The sequence below is a fragment of the Gammaproteobacteria bacterium genome, assembly GCA_016200485.1.
GTDB lineage: Bacteria > Pseudomonadota > Gammaproteobacteria > Tenderiales > Tenderiaceae > JACQEP01.
The window spans coordinates 107,646-126,312 of the sequence record JACQEP010000024.1 but is presented as its reverse complement, the minus strand read 5'-3'; the positions used below and the strand labels follow the sequence as shown (position 1 = coordinate 126,312).

The following is an 18,667-nucleotide window of genomic DNA, read 5'->3' as shown; positions in this document are numbered from 1 at the left end:
GTAGGTTGATGTGATGGTCTCCTCCCTCTTCTAAAACGGCGTCAAGTGCGCCACGATGGAGACGGTATCAACCATCAAACGAAAAGAGAGGAGACCGAGATGAAGCTTACAACGATTGGGTTGGATCTGGCAAAGAGTGTATTCCATGTTGTCTGTTTTAACGAGAAGCATCAAGAGGTCAGCAAAAAGATGTTACGGCGCAGCCACGTTCTGGAATATTTCGCGCAACTTGAACCGTGTTTGGTGGCTATGGAGGCGTGTGCCGGAGCGCAGTACTGGGGGCGCGAACTGAAAAAGCTGGGGCACACGGTGAAATTGATTCCACCGCAATTTGTGAAGCCCTATGTGAAGGGCAACAAGAACGATTACAACGATGCTCGTGCCATTGCCGAGGCAGCGACAAGGCCAGGGATGCGGTTTGTTGGTGTCAAGACAGAGGAGCAGCAGGATATTCAGGCGTTGCACCGACTACGGCAGCAACGCGTCAAAGAGCGGACAGCGCTCTGTAACCAGATGCGGGCATTAGTCGCGGAATACGGTATCGTCATGAACAAAGGAGTAGCAGCGGTGAGACGTGGTATCCCAGAGCTACTGGAAGATGCCGAAAATGGATTGAGTGACAGATTCAGGGCGCTGCTGGCACAGGGGTATGAGCAGCTCGGTGAATTGGAAAAGCACATTGATTACTACACGCGACAGGTTGAGTTACATAGTCGCCAGAACGAGCAAATGCGTCGATTACAAGCGCTGCCTGGATTTGGCCCCATTGTTTCGAGTGTGTTTGCCAGTGCGATAGGCGATGGCAGCGCTTTCAAACGAGGCCGAGATGTCTCTGCCTCTCTTGGACTGGTACCACGACAGCACTCAAGTGGCGGCAAGGATGTATTGCTAGGGATCAGCAAACGAGGCGACAAGTACCTGCGAAGCCTGTTGATCCACGGAGCGCGTAGCGTCGTGATTTATGCCAAGAATAAAGACGACAGTCTCAGCCGCTGGATCAACCGCATCCGTGAGCGACGCGGTACAAATAAAGCGGCTGTCGCATTGGCCAACAAGCTTGCCCGTATGGGGTGGGCGCTGTTGCGTAATAAAACAGAGTATTGCCCAGCATAAGATGCAATAGCGTTATAGCGGAAAAAGTTAAAGAGGTAGACCTGCCGACGATTGCGAAGATAGCGTAACCATGATGACACCACAGGTAAGACCAGCGTATTGAAAACCTGTTAAGCCCGAAGGCTGTTGAAAGCCGGTAGGTTGATTAGGACGATACGCGCAGACCACATCGAGGCCAGAGGAGTAACTTCTTCGTCAATAGGCCGGATATATGGAAGCAATCCTGTCCCTGTCAGAGTGTGTACGGTGTCTTGCAAAACGGGAGGAGACCATATATGGGCTGCGGTACGAAGCCCAACGTTTCTTCAATCCATGCAGCCATGTTGGGCTTCGCAAAGAGCGCTCAGCGCCAACCTACATATAATTCCACTTTTGGCCGAAATCGGTATCCCAGTTGATAAATAAAACGAAAGGCTCAACACCGGCTGCAAACCGGTGAGCCATCACTTTCAGCAACCCCTTTCGCAGGCCAAAGTCGGGCTCAACCGGCCCGAAAACACCCCCAACAGGACAGCACCCCCAGGTATTGCTAAAATACCCCCTTTCACCCCTCTATTGGGGCTAACGGATTCAACCCGGTACCGAACCATGAGTGACGTAATTGAATATATGACCCGTGTCGGCCGCCAGGCCCGTGCTGCTGCGCGAGCGATGAGCCGCGCGGAGACGAAGCTGAAAAATGCGGCGTTGGAGGCGATTGCGGTGGCCATCGAGGCGGATGAGGCGGGGGTACTGGCGGCCAACGTTAAGGATATGGCGGCTGGGCGCAAGAACGGGCTGGATGCGGCGCTGCTGGACCGGCTGGAATTGACGCCTAAGGTGATCGCCGGGATGACGGAGGGGATTCGCCAGATCATGGCGCTGCCCGATCCGGTCGGTGAGATTTCGGATCTGGCCTATCGCCCTTCGGGGATTCAGGTGGGCAAGATGCGGGTGCCGCTGGGGGTTGTCGGGATTATTTATGAGTCGCGTCCGAATGTGACCGCTGATGCGGCGGCGCTGTGTTTGAAGTCGGGCAACGCCGCGATTCTGCGCGGCGGGTCGGAGGCGCTGCATTCCAATCAGGCCATCGCCCGTTGTATTCACGCGGGGCTGGAAAAGGCCGGTCTGCCCGCCGATGCGGTGCAGGTGATCGAGACGGCTGATCGCGCGGCGGTCGGTCGTTTGGTCGCGATGCCGGAATATGTGGATGTGATCATTCCGCGCGGCGGCAAGGGGCTGATCGAGCGCATCAGCGCCGAGGCGCGCGTGCCGGTGATAAAACATCTGCACGGCATTTGTCATGTTTATATCGATGACGAGGCCGATCTGGAGAAGGCGCTGCAAATCGCCTTCAATGCTAAGACGCATCGTTACGGTGTCTGCAATGCGATGGAGACGCTGCTGGTGGCCGAAGGTGTGGCCGAGCAGGTGTTGCCCGAGTTGTGCGGCATGTATCGGGAAAAAGGTGTGGAATTGCGCGGTTGCGCGACCACGTGCCGCTTGATTTCCTATGCCAAGCCCGCGACCGAAGAAGATTGGCATACCGAATATCTGGCGCCGATTTTGTCGATCCGCGTGGTGAAAGATCTTGATGAAGCGATGGATCACATCGCGATGTATGGTTCCAATCACACCGAAGCGATTGTTACCGAGAATTACACCAAGGCACGGCGCTTCCTGCGTGAAGTCGATTCCAGTTCGGTGATGGTCAATGCCTCAACGCGCTTTGCCGATGGTTTTGAGTATGGTTTGGGTGCCGAAATCGGCATCAGCACCGACAAATTTCATGTGCGCGGTCCCGTGGGCTTGGAAGGGCTAACCTCGCAGAAATTCGTGGTGCTGGGAAATGGGCAGATCAGGCAGTGATGATGCGAGCGTCAAGAGCATGGTGTTAAGCCGCGCACTGCGTATGTTGGAATTATGTTAGGTATTTTCGGCGGCACTTTCGATCCCGTTCACTTTGGCCATTTACGGCCAGCACTGGAAGTGAAGCAAGCCTTGGCGCTGGACGAGCTGCGTTTTATTCCCTGCAATGTGCCGCCGCATCGTGGCGTTCCAGTAGCAAGCGCAAGTCAGCGTTTGTCGATGTTGCAACTGGCATTGGAAAACGTGCCGGGTTGCGTTATTGATCAGCGTGAATTGCAACGATCCGGCCCTTCTTACATGGTGGATACGCTAGCCTCGTTGCGCGAAGAACAAGGCAAGAAGCCGCTGTGCTTGATTCTGGGTCTGGATGCTTTTCTTGGTTTTGATCGCTGGCATCAATGGCAGCGAATAATTGAGTTGGCGCATGTTGTGGTGACCACCCGTCCTGGCTCACGTTTGCCGGAGCATGGGGGAGTGGTCAACCTGGTGAATCGTTGTCGTAGCGAGGATCCATCAGCATTGCGTAGCTCTGCTGCCGGGCTGATTTATTTTCAAGCGGTAACTCAATTGGATATTTCCGCGACCACGATTCGTGAGGCGGTGCGCGCCAGGCGAGATATTCATTTTTTGCTGCCGGAAGCGGTCAGGTTGTATATCGAGCGGGAAAATATCTATCGCTATTAGATGTGCGGCGTAATAACCCCTTCCCCCTCTCAGGGGGAAAGGCAGGGATGGGGTAAATGTTTGGAAATGCCCAAGCAGTCTATCCCCACCCTAACCCTCCCCCTGCAAAGGGGAGGGAAACTATAGAGGAGGAAGTGATGAGTGATAGTGAAAAGATAAAAGACATCGTGGTTGCCGCGCTGGAAGATGTCAAGGCGGTCGATATTAAAGTGGTCGATGTGCGTGGCAAGACCGGAGTGACGGACTTTATGGTCATTGCCAGCGGTAATTCTGATCGCCATGTGAAGGCGTTGTCAGATAATGTTATCGAACAGGCCAAAAAGAATGGTCAGCCACCGTTCGGTGTTGAGGGTGAACAAGCCGGTGAATGGGTGTTGGTGGATCTGGTCGATGTGGTTGTGCATGTGATGTTGCCGCGGGCGCGTGATTTTTACCAACTGGAAAAACTGTGGGCGCCGGGGGTTGATCGCGCGGTTGCCGGGTAATATTGAATTTTTCACCACAGAGGCACGGAGACACAGAGAAAAATAAAATTTCAATTGGGTAAAGCGGATGTGGATTAATCTTGGATGGGTGCTGGAATTTGTATAACATAATTATGAATCCCCTCTGTGTTCTCTGTGCCTCTGTGGTTCAATATTGGGTTTCTGAATAATGCGTATTCACCTGATCGCCGTCGGCCAGCGCATGCCCGATTGGGTGGAGCGGGGTTATCAGGAATATAGTAAACGTCTGCCACCTAGCTGTAGTTTGCAGCTTATCGAAATTCCTGCCGGGCGCCGTACCAAAGGTGCCGACATTCAACGTGCGATAACCGAAGAAGGCGAGCGGATGCTGGCGGCTATTCCTCGCGGCACCCATGTGATTGCCTTGGATGAGCGCGGCAAGCCATGGACAACGCAGCAGCTTAGCGGTCAGTTGGGTGATTGGCTGCAAGCGGGGTACGACATTGCGTTGCTCGTCGGGGGACCGGATGGTTTGTCGCCATCATGCAAGGAAACTGCTGTGCAGCAGTGGTCGTTATCGAATCTTACGCTGCCGCATCCCCTGGTGCGAGTGTTGCTTGCGGAACAGCTCTATCGTGCCTGGAGTTTGCTGCAGGGACATCCTTATCATCGCGAGTAAGTTAATTTAAAGTGCGGGCAATTGCCCTTTCTGGCTCGGACTAGTATCTTGCATGATATGAGCAACCCTCTGATTTATTTGGCGTCTCAATCCCCAAGACGGCGCGAGCTGCTGTCCCAGATTGGTGTTGTCCACGAGATCATCGCGGCGGAGGTTGATGAAAATCCCTTGCCCTCTGAAGCGCCGGAAGTCTATGTCATCAGGATGGCCTTGGCCAAGGCGCGCGCCGGGGCTTCACGGCTGACGACAAGAAAGCTGCCGGTGTTGGGGGCGGATACCTCAGTGGTGCTTGATGGTCAAATTCTTGGTAAACCACGCGATCAGGTCGATGGCATCGCGATGTTGCAGCGCCTGGCGGGTCGTTCCCATCAAGTGCTGACCGCCGTGGCGTTGGTTGACCCTGAAGATCTTGAGCATGCGGCCACACGTCTGAGTATCAGTAGCGTTAGCTTCAGACAGATTGACGATGCCGAATGTCAGGCCTACTGGCAAACCGGTGAGCCCGCCGACAAGGCGGGTGGCTATGGTATTCAGGGATATGCCGCGATTTTTATTCAGCACCTTGAAGGCAGTTTTTCCGGGGTGATGGGCCTGCCATTATTTGAAACGGCGGAGTTGATGCAAGAATTCGAAATCGATATTTCTGGAAGTTGGTAGGCGATGAGCACAGAAATCCTGATGAATGTAACGCCGCGCGAAACGCGCGTGGCCGTGGTGGAAAATGGCGTCTTGCAAGAGGTCATCGTTGAGCGTGAGCGCAAACGTGGCCTGGTAGGCAATATCTATAAAGGCAAGGTGTAGCGGGTGCTGCCCGGAATGCAGGCGGCTTTTGTCGATATTGGCCTGGAGCGGGCGGCATTTTTGCATGCCTCCGATGTGGTTGCGCCCATTAATGGCGATGACGTTGGCCCGGTCAATAATAAAACAGAAAGTATCACCCATCTCTTGCACGAGGGGCAGGAGTTGATGGTGCAGGTGATCAAGGATCCGCTGGGCACCAAGGGGGCGCGGTTAACGACGCATATCACCATGCCATCACGGTTTCTGGTATTTACCCCGAATGTGTTTCATACCGGTGTATCGCTGAAGATTGAAAATGAAGGCGAGCGAAATCGATTGCGTCAGGCATTGGAATCGTTGATGCAAGCAGGGACGGCCGGGGGATTCATCGCCCGGACGGCCGCTGAAGAGGCGCCGTTTGAGGCAATCCGTGCGGATACCGTCTTTCTTAATAAGCTGTGGGAATCGGTGCAGAAACGCGCCGCTACCGTAGCGGCGAGTCATATCATCCACGAGGATCTACCGCTGGTGTTGCGCACGCTGCGCGACCTTGTCGATGATGAAGTCGAGAAAATCCGGATTGATTCGCGGAGCACGACGCGTCGTGTGCATCATTTTGCCGAACAATTCATGCCGGAAATGGTCAATAAAGTTGAGCATTATCCGGGCGAGCGGCCGATTTTTGATTTGTATGGCGTTGAGGACGAGATTCAAAAGGCGCTTGAGCGCAGGGTGAATCTTAAGTCGGGCGGCTATTTGATTATCGATCAGACCGAGGCGATGGCCACGGTGGATGTCAATACCGGTGCCTTTGTCGGGCATCGCAATCTCGAAGAAACCATATTCAAGACCAATCTGGAGGCAACCCAGTCCATTGCCCGCCAGCTGCGGCTGCGCAATCTTGGCGGCATCATCATTATCGATTTCATCGATATGGTGGAGGAAGAACACAAACGGCAGGTGTTGCGATCGCTGGAAAAAAATCTGGAGCGCGATCGGGCGCGTAGCAATATTACCGAAGTATCGGCGCTGGGGCTGGTGGAGATGACGCGCAAGCGGACACGCGAAAGCCTGGAGCGGGTGTTGTGCGAGCCGTGTCCTGCCTGTGCCGGGCGAGGAACGCTCAAGACTCCGGAAACGGTATGCTATGAGATTTTTCGCGAGATTCTGCGTGAGGCGCGGCAGTACGATGCACAACAATACTTGGTATTGGCAGCGCAGGATGTGATCGATTTGCTGCTGGATGAGGAATCCACCAGTCTGGCCGAGCTGGAGGAGTTTATCGGCAAGCCCATCAAGCTTCAGGTCGAGGCGCTGTATTCGCAAGAGCAATTCGACGTGGTGATGGTGTGATCCGCTTGATTCATGATCGTGTCAGGTCTTATTGAGTTTCAAGAATAGTAGCTATGGAAGTTTGGACAGCGATAAAACGGGAGTTAATCCGTCATAGTCGATTTTGGTCGATAGCGGCAATGCTTTTGCTCGCGTTGATGTTGACGGTGGCCCGTGTCGTGCTGCCGCAATTGGAAGGCTATCGTCCCCAAATCGAGGCGGTACTGAGCGAACGGTTACATGAAAAGGTCACTATCGCAGATTTCGATCTTAGTTGGCATGGGTTTGGTCCACGTCTAGATTTGAAAACAGTTCATATCCTTGATCACGCGACCTCGCAACCTATGCTGGGATTTTCCGAGGCGCGCATTGATCTCAATTTGTGGTCCAGTCTGCGATCCTGGCAGCCCGATTTTGGCAAGCTCACAGTGGTGGGTGCCGAGATCACGGTGATTCGTAAGGAAGACGGCGAGTTTGAAGTGGTGGGCGTCAAGTTAAAGGATGACAAGAAGCCATTGGATGTCGAAGAAATCCTGCGTTGGGTGTGGCGTCAGGGAACGTTGGCGGCGGAGCGCAGTACTTTGCATTTTGTCGATCGTCAGCGTGATAACCAGTCATGGACATTTTCTGATGTAAATCTGTTGTTGCGTAATGATGGACAGAAAAGCCGCCTGACGGGGCGTTTGAATTTGCCCAGCCAATTGGGGCGTGGTCTTGATCTGGCGGTTGAGTTTGAGCGTCAAGGCGAGGCACCTCGCGATTGGCTGGTGAATTACTATTTTAAGTCCAACGATTTGGCGCTGGATTATATTTCGCGTGAGCTTGGGGATCAAAGATTTTCAATTCGCCACGGGTTGGCGGATGTCGAAATGTGGGGGCTGTGGCGCTCGGCGGCGATGAGCGAGCTGCGAGGCCGGGTCGGGGTTCACGATTTGGATTTTGCCGTTGCTGTTGAAAATGAGGCCGAGCATGTCGATCGGATCCCGCAGGTCAATGCTGAATTTGTGTGGAAGCACAAGGACAGCGGATGGGACTTGGAGGTTGACCGCCTGCGTGTAACACATGCGGGTCGTATCTGGCCGGATGTGCGGGCACATTTGGCAGTGGAGCAGACGGCAGAAAATGTTTCTGCGACGGAGGTCGCTGTCAATCAGTTTCAGATCAATGATCTGGTGTCATGGGTTCAAATGGCGCCAGGGTTGAATCCCGAAGCAAAAGAGACATTGACGGCCTTGGCTCCGAGTGGGGTATTACGGGATGTGATGCTGCGTTGGCAAAAGACAGAAAACAAACCCGCGCTATATCTGCGGGCAGCGCTGGATAATGTCAGTACCTCGCCTTGGCGCAAAATTCCAGGCCTAAAGGGTGTGGATGCCGAGATTAATGCAAGTCAAGATTCTGGCGTGGTTGATCTAAAAGCAACCGATGTGGCCGTAAAAACCGTTGATCTGTTTCGTGGAGATTTGCCGATCAAGTCTGCGCAAGGGCGTATCGCCTGGGCCAAACAGGAGGATGGTTGGCATGTCGATCTGCGTCAGGTAGCTGCGAGCAATGACGATATTGAAGCCATGCTCAATGGTCATGTATTTGTGCCCGCTGGAGATGCCTCGCCAACGGTGGATGTGGCGGCGGCGTTCCAGGACGGAAATGTAGCGCAGGCAGGACGTTATCTACCGGTAGGGATTATGTCGCCATCGCTGGTGAGCTGGTTGGATCGTGCGCTGGTGAAAGGTTTGATTCCGGCGGGCACGTTGCGTATGAAAGGGCCATTGCGGCAGTTTCCATTTGCCGACGGTTCGGGCCTGTTTGAAGTGCAATTTGCGGCCAAGGATACCGCTCTGGATCATGGTGAAGGTTGGCCGCGTATTGAAGAGATCGCTGCCGATTTAACATTCACCGGCACTGGCATGAAGGTGCATGGAAAGCAGGCCAGGATATTTGATGCCAACGTGCATGATGTCGACGTCAAAATCGCGGACTTCAAAGGCAAGTCTGCATTAGAACTTAACGGGCAGGCGGAAAGTTCGGTGCCTACTGTGATGCGTTATCTGCGCGAAAGTCCGTTGCGAGAAATGATTTTAGGGGGCGCCTTTGATCAGGCGACGACGGCGGGTTCGGCGCAGTTGTTGCTCGGACTGAAAGTGCCGTTGGAGGGCGATGGCAAGGTGCTGGTGTCCGGCGATGTGACGTTAAAGGACGCCGCATTGACCATGCCGAATTACTCGGTCGACTCGGCTCAGGTGAATGGTGCGTTGCATTTTAGCGAGTCAGGAATCGAGTCAAAGCGCCTGGAGGGTGTTGTCCTTGGCCAGCCGACGCGGATGGCGATTAGCACGCAGTCGAACAAAAAATCTCGCTATCTCGTGTTTCGTGCCCAAGGCGATAGCCGTTATGCAGAATTGGCGCAGCGTTTTTCCTTTATTCCAATTTTTGGATTTATGGAAGGTGGCAGTCCATGGCAGGCCGAGTTGAAGTTGGCTATTAGTGGCGATCAACCCGAATCAACATTAAAGGTGAGTTCCAATTTGACAGGTACCGCGGTGCGTTTGCCTGCGCCATTGGCAAAGTCCAATGCGATGCGTACACCGCTGACGGTGCGTGGACGCTTCATGGCGAATAACTCAACCTGGCAGGTCGATTACGGCGAAATGTTACTGTCGGCACTGTTTAGTTTGGAGCCTACAAAGTCAGGTGAGCTTCAGTTACGGAGAGGCGATGTGCGTGTCGGTGAGCGCGCGCAGTTACCGAAGAATCCTGGAATACGGATAGCGGGCGAGTTTAATTCAATCAGTGATAAGGATTGGATGCCTGTGGTCAATGCGTTTATGGAGGCAGCGCCGAAAAAGGTCGCAGATACGGAATCGTCAGTGGAATTGAACCAGGTTGCATTAAAGGCGGGAGTCGCAAAACTTGGGGATATGCAGTTTAACGATGTCACTGCCGAAATGGAGAAGATACAGGGGGTATGGATTGCCAATGTCGATAGCAAACAATTGGCAGGCAAGATCAGCATACCGCAAAAAACAGGCCAAACCCTGGAGATGAATCTCAGCCGTTTACAATTGCCGAGAGACTCTGAGTATGGGGATCAAAAGTCCAAAATCTCCGGTAAGCCGGGTCCAGGTCGGCTCGCTGAAAAGGCAGATCCGCGCAAGTTGCCGCCTTTGCGCATCAACAGTGAGCACCTTTTTTATGGTGAGAGTGATTTAGGCAAGTTGACACTGATGACCGAGCCGCGCGCCAATGGTTTACTGATCAATACCCTGGAGTTGAATAGCGAGCACGCGAGTCTGAAGGCAGGTGGCTCCTGGAATCGTGTGGGCAAGACGCACACCTCGGCGCTGGATGTCGATCTGGAGATTAGAGATTTGGGTAGTGTCCTCGGCGGTCTAGGGTACAACTCGGCTGTGCGTAAAGGTGAAGGTAGGGGGCAGATCAGCTTACGCTGGCCGGGGCCGATTTTTGAGCCGGACGTGAAGCGCATGGAAGGCACCATGCGCTTTGATGTCAACGATGGATCGTTGCTGGAAGTGGAACCTGGCGCTGGCCGGCTCTTTGGGTTGTTGAGTATTCAGGCTTTGCCGCGCCGATTGACGCTGGATTTTCGTGACTTCTTTAGTAAGGGGTTTAGTTTCGATTACATGCGTGGTGGGTTTGAAATCGAGGATGGTAATGCGGTAATTCAGGATTTTGTGCTGGATGGTCCTGCAGCAAAGGTCACGATGCAGGGGCGGGTGGGATTGGATGCGCGTGATTATGATCAGCAGGTGGTGGTCATGCCGCACGTGAGCACGGGCTTGCCGTTGGTGGGGGTGGTCGCGGGTGGTTTGGGGGTGGGGGCTGCGGTCCTGCTGGCTGAAAAACTGTTCAAATCCAGGATTGCCGAGGCGAGTGAAATTCATTATTCGATTACCGGTAGCTGGGATGCGCCTGTGATCAAGCGCCAAGGGGATGTATTACCGCAAGAACCGGCACCACCACTGCTGGAGGGGATGCCAAATTAACAGCCTTGAGGGGATGCAGCGCGCTTTTCAGCAGGCCGTTAGCGGGTTCTTTTGGAGTCAGGGGCAATCAAAACAGTGCGGATAATGGTATTCTAACTCTTGATGAAGGCCATGATTTTTTTTGCCAGTGTGATGTTCGCGATGTCGGTGACGGCTGCCGAGCCGGTGACGGCGGTGGTCGGTGCCGAATTTTGGATGAATCCGCGTCATGGCGAAACCATGATCAAGTTGGAATCCCTGGGAAAAGTGGTGCGTGCCTATCTTGATGCAGAAGGTGAAGCGCGGCTGCGGATAAGTCATCCTGCGACCGAGTCAGGCGAGCTCTGGGCGGGCGAAATGCAAGGGTGGTTGGTGTCACTGGGGGTAGCCTCGGACAGAATTGAGCGGCGTGCCGACTATGCGCACGACGATGCGGTTGAAGTTTTATTGGAGTCAGTCACGACTGATCCCTTGAACGTTAAAGGGAAGTAGCGTTAACAGGCCCTAGGGAGTTGCCATGGTTCGTAATCGTTTTGCGGCTGTTCAGATGGCCTCCGGGCCGAATGTGCAGGCTAATTTGCTCGAGGCGGGCCGCTTGATCAGTTCAGCGGTCGAAGCCAAGGCCAAGATGATCGTATTGCCCGAGAATTTCGCGATCATGGGCATGACCGAGCAGGACAAGATCGCGGTGCGCGAAACCGATGGCCAGGGACCGATTCAGGATTTTCTGGCGCAACAAGCGGCACGGCATCAAATATGGATCATTGGCGGCACGATTCCGCTGGCCTCAAAAATAGATAACAAGGTTCGTGCTGCGTGTTTGTTGTATGACGATCATGGGCAGCGGATCGCGCGTTATGACAAGATTCATTTGTTCGATGTCAGAATCGAAGAGTCGGGCGAAAAATATACCGAGTCGGAGACAATCGAACCCGGCGACCAACCGGTTGTGGTCGACACTCCCTTTGGGCGGCTTGGTTTGGCGGTATGTTACGACTTGCGGTTTCCGGAATTATTCCGGGCGCTGGTGGATCAGGGGATGGAGATTCTGGCCTTGCCCGCAGCATTTACTGCAATCACTGGCCGTGCCCACTGGGAAGTATTGGTGCGGGCGCGCGCGATCGAAAATCTTTGTTATGTCATTGCCGCTGCCCAAGGTGGATATCATGTCAATGGCCGTGAAACGCATGGCGATAGCATGATCGTCGATCCTTGGGGCGTGGTTTTGGATCGTCTGCCGCGCGGTTCGGGTGTTGTGCTGGCAGAATTCGGTAAACGGCGTTTAACTAATTTCCGCCGTAATCTTCCTTGTTTATACCACCGGCGACTGCATTGCCGTTGATGTGGGCCCTGATATTTATATGACAAATTTAGCATTTGCACGTGATCTGATTTTAGCCCCGGCGGGGATCAGCGAATCCCAATTGGAAAAAGTATTGAGCGGTGTAATGGGACACGCCATTGACAATGCCGATCTCTTTTTCGAAAGCAATCGCTATGAATCCTGGTCGCTCGAGGATAGCATCGTCAAAGAAGGCGGTTACAGCATCGAACGTGGTGTCGGTGTGCGCGCCATCAGCGGTGAAAAAACCGGTTTTGCCTACTCCGATGAGATATATCTGCCAGCGTTGGAAGAGGCAGCGATTAGTGCGCGTGCGATTGCGCGTGCCGGGCAGCAAGGGCGGGTACAGGCGTGGACGGCGAGTCAGCCGCGCGCGTTGTATGGCGCCGACGCCCCTTTCGACAGCATTCCTGAGGCCGACAAAGTCGCCTTGCTGGAAGCGGTGGATGCCGAGGCGCGACGCCAGGATCCCCGTGTCACGCAAGTGATGGTCAGTCTTGCCGGTTCGCATCAAGTGATACTGGTGGTGGGCAGCGATGGCACGCTGGCGGCGGATGTGCGGCCACTGGTGCGATTGAGTGTGTCTGTCGTTGTTGAAGAAAAAGGCCGTCGCGAACAAGGTTCGTCCGGGGGTGGTGCGCGGCTTGATTATCGCTTTTTCACCGAACAGGATCGCGCGCTTTCTTATGCGCGTGAAGCCGTGCGTCAGGCGTTGGTGAATCTTGGTGCGCGGCCCGCGCCTGCCGGAACAATGAAGGTAGTGCTGGGCCCTGGCTGGCCCGGCGTGTTGCTGCATGAAGCGATCGGTCACGGTCTGGAAGGCGATTTCAATCGCAAGGGAACCTCGGCATTTTCCGGACGCATCGGCGAAAAAGTCGCTTCGCCATTATGCACCGTGGTCGATGACGGCACCTTGCCGCAGCGGCGCGGTTCGCTCAATCTCGACGATGAGGGCACGCCGTCGCAATGTACGATGCTGATCGAGAGCGGTGTACTCAAAGGTTACATGCAGGACAAACTCAATGCGCGCCTGATGGGTGTGTCGGTGACCGGTAACGGTCGTCGCGAATCTTATGCGCATCTGCCGCTGCCACGCATGACCAATACCTATATGTTGCCGGGCAAGCACACACCGGAAGAAATTATTGCGTCCGTTGATTATGGTTTGTATGCCGTGAATTTCGGCGGCGGTCAGGTGGATATTACTTCCGGCAAATTTGTATTCTCCGCCAGTGAGGCGTATTTGATCGAAAACGGTAAGGTAAGTTATCCGGTCAAGGGTGCGACACTGATTGGCAATGGCCCGGATGTGTTGACGCGAGTGACGATGGTCGGTAACGATCTCAAATTGGATGAAGGTGTCGGCACCTGCGGCAAAGATGGGCAGAGTGTACCGGTGGGCGTCGGCCAACCGACGCTGAAGGTGGACGGTTTGACGGTGGGTGGTACCAATTAATAAATGTACGAGTGCATGGATGCACGAGGTAGTGCAACGCAGGGAGCAGTTGCCGAGGGTGGGTTAGCGATTTTTGCGTAACCCACCAAGCGTGCCCAAAGCGCTTCGCGGGGCAGGCTCTTGCGCAGCAACACAACTTGTTTTTGAAGGCGCAGTTTATTCTGCGGGGTGTTCGATCAGCTCGCGCAAATAGCGAAACAAGGTGCGGGCGGATTTTGGAGGCTGGTTCTGGTTGCGCTCTTTGGCGGCATTAACGACGAGTTGCCGTAAGCGCTGTCGTTCGGCATGCGGATATTCGTTGAGGAATTGGGTGAGAGCATCATCCCCTTCGGCAAGCAGGCGGTCACGCCAGCGTTCGATGCGGTGATAGTTGGCGGCGGATTGCTGGCCGCAGTGGCGAATGGAGTCGACGGCTTCACGGATAGGGTCGGCGTCGACCCGGCGCATCAGCTTGCCGATGTATTGCATCTGGCGGCGCAGGGCGCTGTGACTGCTGATACTGCGGGCGTGATGAACGGCGTCGGCCAATTGATCAGGTAAGGGTACCTTGGCGAGATCGGAGGCGGACATTTTGACCAGCACAGTACCCAGATCCTGCAAGCCCTCCGACTCGCGCTTGAGTTGGGAACGGCTTTTAGGTTCGCTAAGATCACCATCGTGATCAAAGGCATCATCGTCGTGGTCGTGCATCGGTCACAGGCTTTTCATGGTTGAATAGGTGAGAGTTTACAACGGATAGGGATGGAGGAGTATGGCGCAGGCGCCAGTGATTAAAAATTCGGTGTTTACCCGCGACAAGCTGGAATCGGTAGTGGCGGAGATTTTGGCCGCCGCCAAGGCCCAGGGGGCCACCGCCGCCGAGGCGGCTGTCAGTATCGAAGCTGGTTTGGCAGTGAATGTGCGGTTGGGCGAGGTCGAGACCATCGAGCATACCCATGACAAAGGTCTGGGCGTGACGGTTTATTTTGGCCAGCGCAAGGGTTCGGCCAGCAGCTCGGATTTTGCCTCCGACGCGTTGAATGATACGGTGGCCGCCGCGTGCCGGATTGCCAAATATACCGCCGAGGATAGTTACTCGGGCTTGGCCGCGGCCGAGCTGATGGCCAAGGATATCCCGGATCTTGATCTGTCTCATCCCTGGGATCTGACGCCGGAGCAGGCGATTGATGTGGGGTTGATCTGTGAAAATGCAGCCCGCGAATACGATTCACGCATCGACAATTCCGAGGGCGCTAGCGTCAGCAGCCATCAGGCCTATCGTGTCTATGGCAACAGCCACGGATTTATCGGTGCCTATGGCGGTACGCATCATAGCCTGAGTTGCGCCGTGATTGGCCGCGAAGGCGAAAATATGCAGCGTGATTATTGGTATAGCTCGTCACGCCTGGCACAGGAACTGGAAGCGCCATCGGATGTGGGGCGCATGGCCGCACAGCGTACCCTGCAACGGCTGGGGGCACGTCGTTTGAAGACACAAGAAGTGCCTGTGATCTTTGCCGCTGAAATCGCCGGTAGTTTGATCAGCAGTTATCTCGCGGCGGTACGAGGCGGTGCTCAATACCGCAAGACGACATTTTTACTCGATAGCCTTGGTCAGCAAGTGTTTCCTGAATTCATTCATGTTTACGAACGGCCGCGCCTGCCGCGCGCGAATAACAGCGCGGCCTTTGATCGTGAAGGCGTGGCAACGGTGGATCGTGATCTGGTCACGCAAGGCAGGGTGCAAACCTATACGCTCGATAGCTACGCCGCACGTCGTCTTGGCCTGCAAAGCACAGGCAATGCCGGCGGCACACGCAATGTGTTTGTTGACACTGGGGCGCTTGATTTCGCGGCGCTGTGTCGTGAAATGGGCTCTGGTCTGGTCATTACTGAAATGATGGGCCATGGCGCCAACATCGTCACCGGCGATTATTCACGCGGTGCCGCCGGATTCTGGGTCGAGAATGGCGAGATTCAATATCCCGTGGAAGAGATTACCGTTGCCGGCAATTTGCGTGATATGTTCAAAGGTATTGTTGCTGTGGGTAAGGATGTCGATCATCGTGGTAATGTGCATACGGGTTCGATTCTCATCGAGCGGATGATGGTCGGTGGTGAGTGAGAGGGGATGGCGATTTTTGTGGCGATTGTATCGGAGGTTGGTCATGAAAAGAGATAGCGTTCTTGCCATCTTGCGCGAGTTCAAGCGGGATTATGGGGAAAAATACGGCATTCTTGAGATTGGAATATTTGGCTCGGTTGCCCGCGATGAGGCGGGGGAGAAGAGCGATGTTGACGTCTGCGTCAAGACGAAAACGCCAGATCCCTTTGTGCTGGTGCATGTCAAAGAAGACATTGAGGCGCGGGTTCACGCGCATGTGGATATTGTCCGGGTTCGCGAAAAGATGAATCCCTTCTTAAAGGCGCGTATCGAAAAGGAAGGCATCTATGTTTGATCGTGCCCTCGCGCTGGCTATTCTCGAGCAAATTGATGAGGCGCTGGAAAAGATCAAAAGCCGTTCCGTGCAGATTCAAAAAGTAGAGGATTTTACCGGCACGCCATCGGGCATGGAAAAACTGGATGGTTTGTGCATGCTTTTTATGGCTATCGGCGAAGCGTTGAAAAATCTGGATAAAATCACCGGTGGTACGTTGCTTTCGCAATATCCCGGGACTGACTGGAAAGGTGCGATGGGATTCAGGGACATCATTGCCCATCATTACTTTGATGTTGATGCCGACAGGTGTTTTGGATATGTACTCACGAGGTAGGGTCATTGTCTGTGACCATAAAAAAGATGATAGAGGCTTTGCGTTAATGGAGCGTACGGTTTTGAAGCCTGAGCAACTCCGTGTCCTGCTGAAGGCGTTCAAAGAGCAACATGGCGCGGAGTACCGCTTGCGTGCTTTGGGTTACTTTGGGTCGTATGCCCGCAATGAGGCAACGCCTGAAAGCGATGTGGACGTTGTTTTCGAAACTGATGAGCCTAATCTGTTTAAAACGGTTCTCTTGAAACAGGATCTGGAAGCATTGCTGGAACATCCTGTGGATGTTTTGCAGTTGCGCGGACTGACGAATCCAAAGTTGCGCGTGCGGATAGAGAAGGAAGCGGTTTATGTATGATCAGAGATTGTTGATCGAGCGGTTGGAAAGCTGCGTCGAAGCTCTGGAGCGTATTCCCCGGCGGTTTGCAACTAATCATGCCCTGAGGATTTTGATGCTACCGAGGATGGTGTCGATCGGAAAGATGCTATTTGTATGATTCTGATTGTGGTGGGCGAAGAGTTTAAGCAGATTGATCGCAAGACCGGGGGGCAGTTTTTTAATCGTTACCCGCAGGCCATTGAGGCGCTCCGGAAAATAATCCAGGATTTACAGCATGGTGCCGGATAGAAAATTTTTGTGTTCTGAATGGATTGGTTGAGGGTGGCGGGCAGCAATAATGATGTCCTGGTCCGCGTTCGCGACATGCACTTCAGTCGCGGCGGGCGCGCGATTTTTTCCGGCGTTGATCTTGATATCTGTCGCGGCAAGATCACGGCGATCATGGGGCCGAGCGGCACCGGTAAGACGACAATGCTGAAGCTGATCGGCGGTCAATTGCGGCCATCGAAGGGTAGTGTTGAAGTCGATGGCCATAATGTCCACCGTTTATCGCGCACCGAGCTGTTCGAATTGCGCAAGCGGATGGGGATGTTATTTCAAAGTGGCGCCTTGCTGACCGATATCAATGTCTTTGACAATGTCGCTTTTCCCTTGCGCGAGCACACCAAATTGTCCGAGGCGATGATTCGTGATCTGGTATTGATGAAACTGGAAGCGGTTGGTCTGCGCGGCGCACGCGCGCTGATGCCCAGCGAACTTTCAGGTGGCATGGCGCGGCGCGTGGCGCTGGCGCGGGCGATTGCGCTAGACCCGATGATGATCATGTATGATGAGCCGTTTACCGGTCAGGACCCGATTTCAATGGGTGTGCTGGTACAATTGATCCGTAAGCTTAATGATGCGCTGGGCCTGACGAGCATTATCGTTTCCCATGATGTGCAGGAAACGGCGGCGATCGCCGATTACATCTATGTATTGTCAGACGGCAAGGTGGTGGGTGCGGGTACGCCGCAGGAATTAAGCCGCACGGATTCAGCCTGGGTGCAGCAGTTTCTGCAGGGACTACCGGATGGTCCCGTGCCCTTTCATTACCCCGCGCCTGAGTACGCCGTCGATCTGTTGGCAGGGGGGCAGGCGTGATTCGCGCCCTACGCCATTTGGGGCGATCGGGCTTGAGTTTTTTTGAGCGATTGGGGCGCGGCCATTTGTTCTTGTGGCAGGTGCTGGCCGGCGTGCCCAGCCTGTTGCCGCGGCCACGTCTGCTGATCCAGCAGATGTATTCGGTCGGCGTGCTCTCATTACTGATTATTGTCGTTTCCGGTATTTTTGTCGGTATGGTGCTGGGCTTGCAGGGTTACAATACCTTGGTCGATTTCGGCGCCGAGGAGTCGCTGGGGGTAATGGTGGCCTTGTCGCTGGTGCGCGAGCTGGGTCCGGTGGTGACGGCATTGTTGTTTGCGGGGCGTGCAGGATCGGCGCTCACGGCCGAAATAGGATTGATGAAGGCCACCGAACAACTCTCCGGCATGGAGATGATGGCGGTCGATCCGCTGAAACGGGTGATCGTGCCACGCTTTATCGCAGGGATATTGTCCCTGCCTTTGTTGGCGGCGATTTTCAGCGCGGTGGGGGTAATGGGCGGATATTTTGTCGGCGTCGGTTTGTTGGGTGTCGATGACGGTGCGTTTTGGTCGCAGATACAGGCACGCGTGGATTTTTATGACGATGTTGTTAATGGCGTGATCAAGAGTATCGCCTTTGGCTTTGCCGCCGCCTGGATTGCGATGTTTGAAGGTTATGATGCGGTGCCGACATCGGAGGGTGTGAGCCGCGCGACAACGCGCACTGTAGTGCACACCTCGTTGGCGGTGCTGGGCTTAAATTTTATGTTGACGGCATTTATGTTCGATTGAGGA

General features: G+C 54.3%; 16 protein-coding genes and 2 pseudogenes. 17 read left to right on the top strand and 1 reads right to left on the bottom strand.

What is annotated here, in order from left to right; translation table 11 throughout:
• The first annotated feature begins 99 nt into the window (after positions 1 to 99).
• The 11 genes and pseudogenes from HY272_14280 (at position 100) to tldD (ending at position 13,663) form a co-directional block, all read left to right on the top strand.
• Positions 100 to 1,113 carry an IS110 family transposase gene (locus tag HY272_14280; protein ID MBI3773848.1) on the top strand — a complete coding sequence of 338 codons (1,014 nt, stop codon included), beginning with the start codon at positions 100 to 102 and terminating at the stop codon, positions 1,111 to 1,113.
• A gap of 588 nt (positions 1,114 to 1,701) precedes the next feature.
• Positions 1,702 to 2,961 carry a glutamate-5-semialdehyde dehydrogenase gene (locus HY272_14275; protein MBI3773847.1) on the top strand — a complete coding sequence of 420 codons (1,260 nt, stop codon included), beginning with the start codon at positions 1,702 to 1,704 and terminating at the stop codon, positions 2,959 to 2,961.
• A 54-nt stretch (positions 2,962 to 3,015) separates the two neighbouring features.
• Positions 3,016 to 3,645: a nicotinate-nucleotide adenylyltransferase gene (gene nadD, locus HY272_14270; protein ID MBI3773846.1), complete on the top strand. Its 630-nt coding sequence runs from the start codon at positions 3,016 to 3,018 to the stop codon at positions 3,643 to 3,645.
• A gap of 137 nt (positions 3,646 to 3,782) precedes the next feature.
• The gene (gene rsfS, locus HY272_14265) at positions 3,783 to 4,130 is read left to right on the top strand and encodes a ribosome silencing factor (GenBank protein MBI3773845.1); all 348 of its coding nucleotides are present in this window, start codon (positions 3,783 to 3,785) and stop codon (positions 4,128 to 4,130) included.
• A gap of 169 nt (positions 4,131 to 4,299) precedes the next feature.
• Positions 4,300 to 4,770 carry a 23S rRNA (pseudouridine(1915)-N(3))-methyltransferase RlmH gene (rlmH, locus tag HY272_14260; protein MBI3773844.1) on the top strand — a complete coding sequence of 157 codons (471 nt, stop codon included), beginning with the start codon at positions 4,300 to 4,302 and terminating at the stop codon, positions 4,768 to 4,770.
• Positions 4,771 to 4,827: 57 nt separating this feature from the next.
• Entirely contained in the window at positions 4,828 to 5,427 is a 600-nt protein-coding gene (gene maf / locus HY272_14255) for a septum formation inhibitor Maf (protein MBI3773843.1), read from the top strand.
• Positions 5,428 to 5,430: 3 nt separating this feature from the next.
• A pseudogene (rng, locus tag HY272_14250) lies at positions 5,431 to 6,903 on the top strand (ribonuclease G).
• A 119-nt stretch (positions 6,904 to 7,022) separates the two neighbouring features.
• A complete protein-coding gene (locus HY272_14245) occupies positions 7,023 to 10,886 on the top strand; it encodes a TIGR02099 family protein (GenBank protein MBI3773842.1) in 3,864 nt (1,287 codons plus the stop codon).
• A 111-nt stretch (positions 10,887 to 10,997) separates the two neighbouring features.
• On the top strand, positions 10,998 to 11,357 hold the full coding sequence (locus tag HY272_14240; protein ID MBI3773841.1) for a hypothetical protein: 360 nt from the start codon (positions 10,998 to 11,000) through the stop codon (positions 11,355 to 11,357).
• Positions 11,358 to 11,412: 55 nt separating this feature from the next.
• Positions 11,413 to 12,207, top strand: a complete 795-nt coding sequence (locus HY272_14235) for a carbon-nitrogen hydrolase family protein (protein ID MBI3773840.1) — start codon at positions 11,413 to 11,415, stop codon at positions 12,205 to 12,207.
• Between the two features lie 19 nt (positions 12,208 to 12,226).
• Positions 12,227 to 13,663, top strand: coding sequence for a metalloprotease TldD (tldD, locus tag HY272_14230; protein MBI3773839.1), 1,437 nt, complete (start codon positions 12,227 to 12,229; stop codon positions 13,661 to 13,663).
• A gap of 156 nt (positions 13,664 to 13,819) precedes the next feature.
• On the opposite strand, the gene HY272_14225 is transcribed toward tldD, so the two are convergent.
• Positions 13,820 to 14,353, bottom strand: a complete 534-nt coding sequence (locus HY272_14225) for a DUF615 domain-containing protein (protein ID MBI3773838.1) — start codon at positions 14,351 to 14,353, stop codon at positions 13,820 to 13,822.
• A gap of 61 nt (positions 14,354 to 14,414) precedes the next feature.
• Between HY272_14225 and pmbA the strand changes: the two genes are divergently transcribed.
• The 6 genes and pseudogenes from pmbA to mlaE all read left to right on the top strand — a co-directional run bounded on the left by pmbA (position 14,415) and on the right by mlaE (position 18,664).
• Positions 14,415 to 15,767 carry a metalloprotease PmbA gene (gene pmbA, locus HY272_14220; GenBank protein ID MBI3773837.1) on the top strand — a complete coding sequence of 451 codons (1,353 nt, stop codon included), beginning with the start codon at positions 14,415 to 14,417 and terminating at the stop codon, positions 15,765 to 15,767.
• A gap of 43 nt (positions 15,768 to 15,810) precedes the next feature.
• Complete coding sequence (locus HY272_14215; protein MBI3773836.1) at positions 15,811 to 16,101, top strand: nucleotidyltransferase domain-containing protein; 291 nt, start codon at positions 15,811 to 15,813, stop codon at positions 16,099 to 16,101.
• Positions 16,094 to 16,464, top strand: a pseudogene (locus tag HY272_14210) (DUF86 domain-containing protein). Before HY272_14215 ends, HY272_14210 begins: the two are co-directional and overlap by 8 nt.
• On the top strand, positions 16,464 to 16,769 hold the full coding sequence (locus HY272_14205) for a nucleotidyltransferase domain-containing protein (GenBank protein ID MBI3773835.1): 306 nt from the start codon (positions 16,464 to 16,466) through the stop codon (positions 16,767 to 16,769). Before HY272_14210 ends, HY272_14205 begins: the two are co-directional and overlap by 1 nt.
• A gap of 288 nt (positions 16,770 to 17,057) precedes the next feature.
• Positions 17,058 to 17,891, top strand: a complete 834-nt coding sequence (locus HY272_14200; protein MBI3773834.1) for an ABC transporter ATP-binding protein — start codon at positions 17,058 to 17,060, stop codon at positions 17,889 to 17,891.
• Entirely contained in the window at positions 17,888 to 18,664 is a 777-nt protein-coding gene (mlaE, locus tag HY272_14195) for a lipid asymmetry maintenance ABC transporter permease subunit MlaE (protein ID MBI3773833.1), read from the top strand. The genes HY272_14200 and mlaE overlap by 4 nt, the downstream gene beginning before the upstream one ends.
• The last annotated feature ends 3 nt before the right edge of the window (positions 18,665 to 18,667 follow it).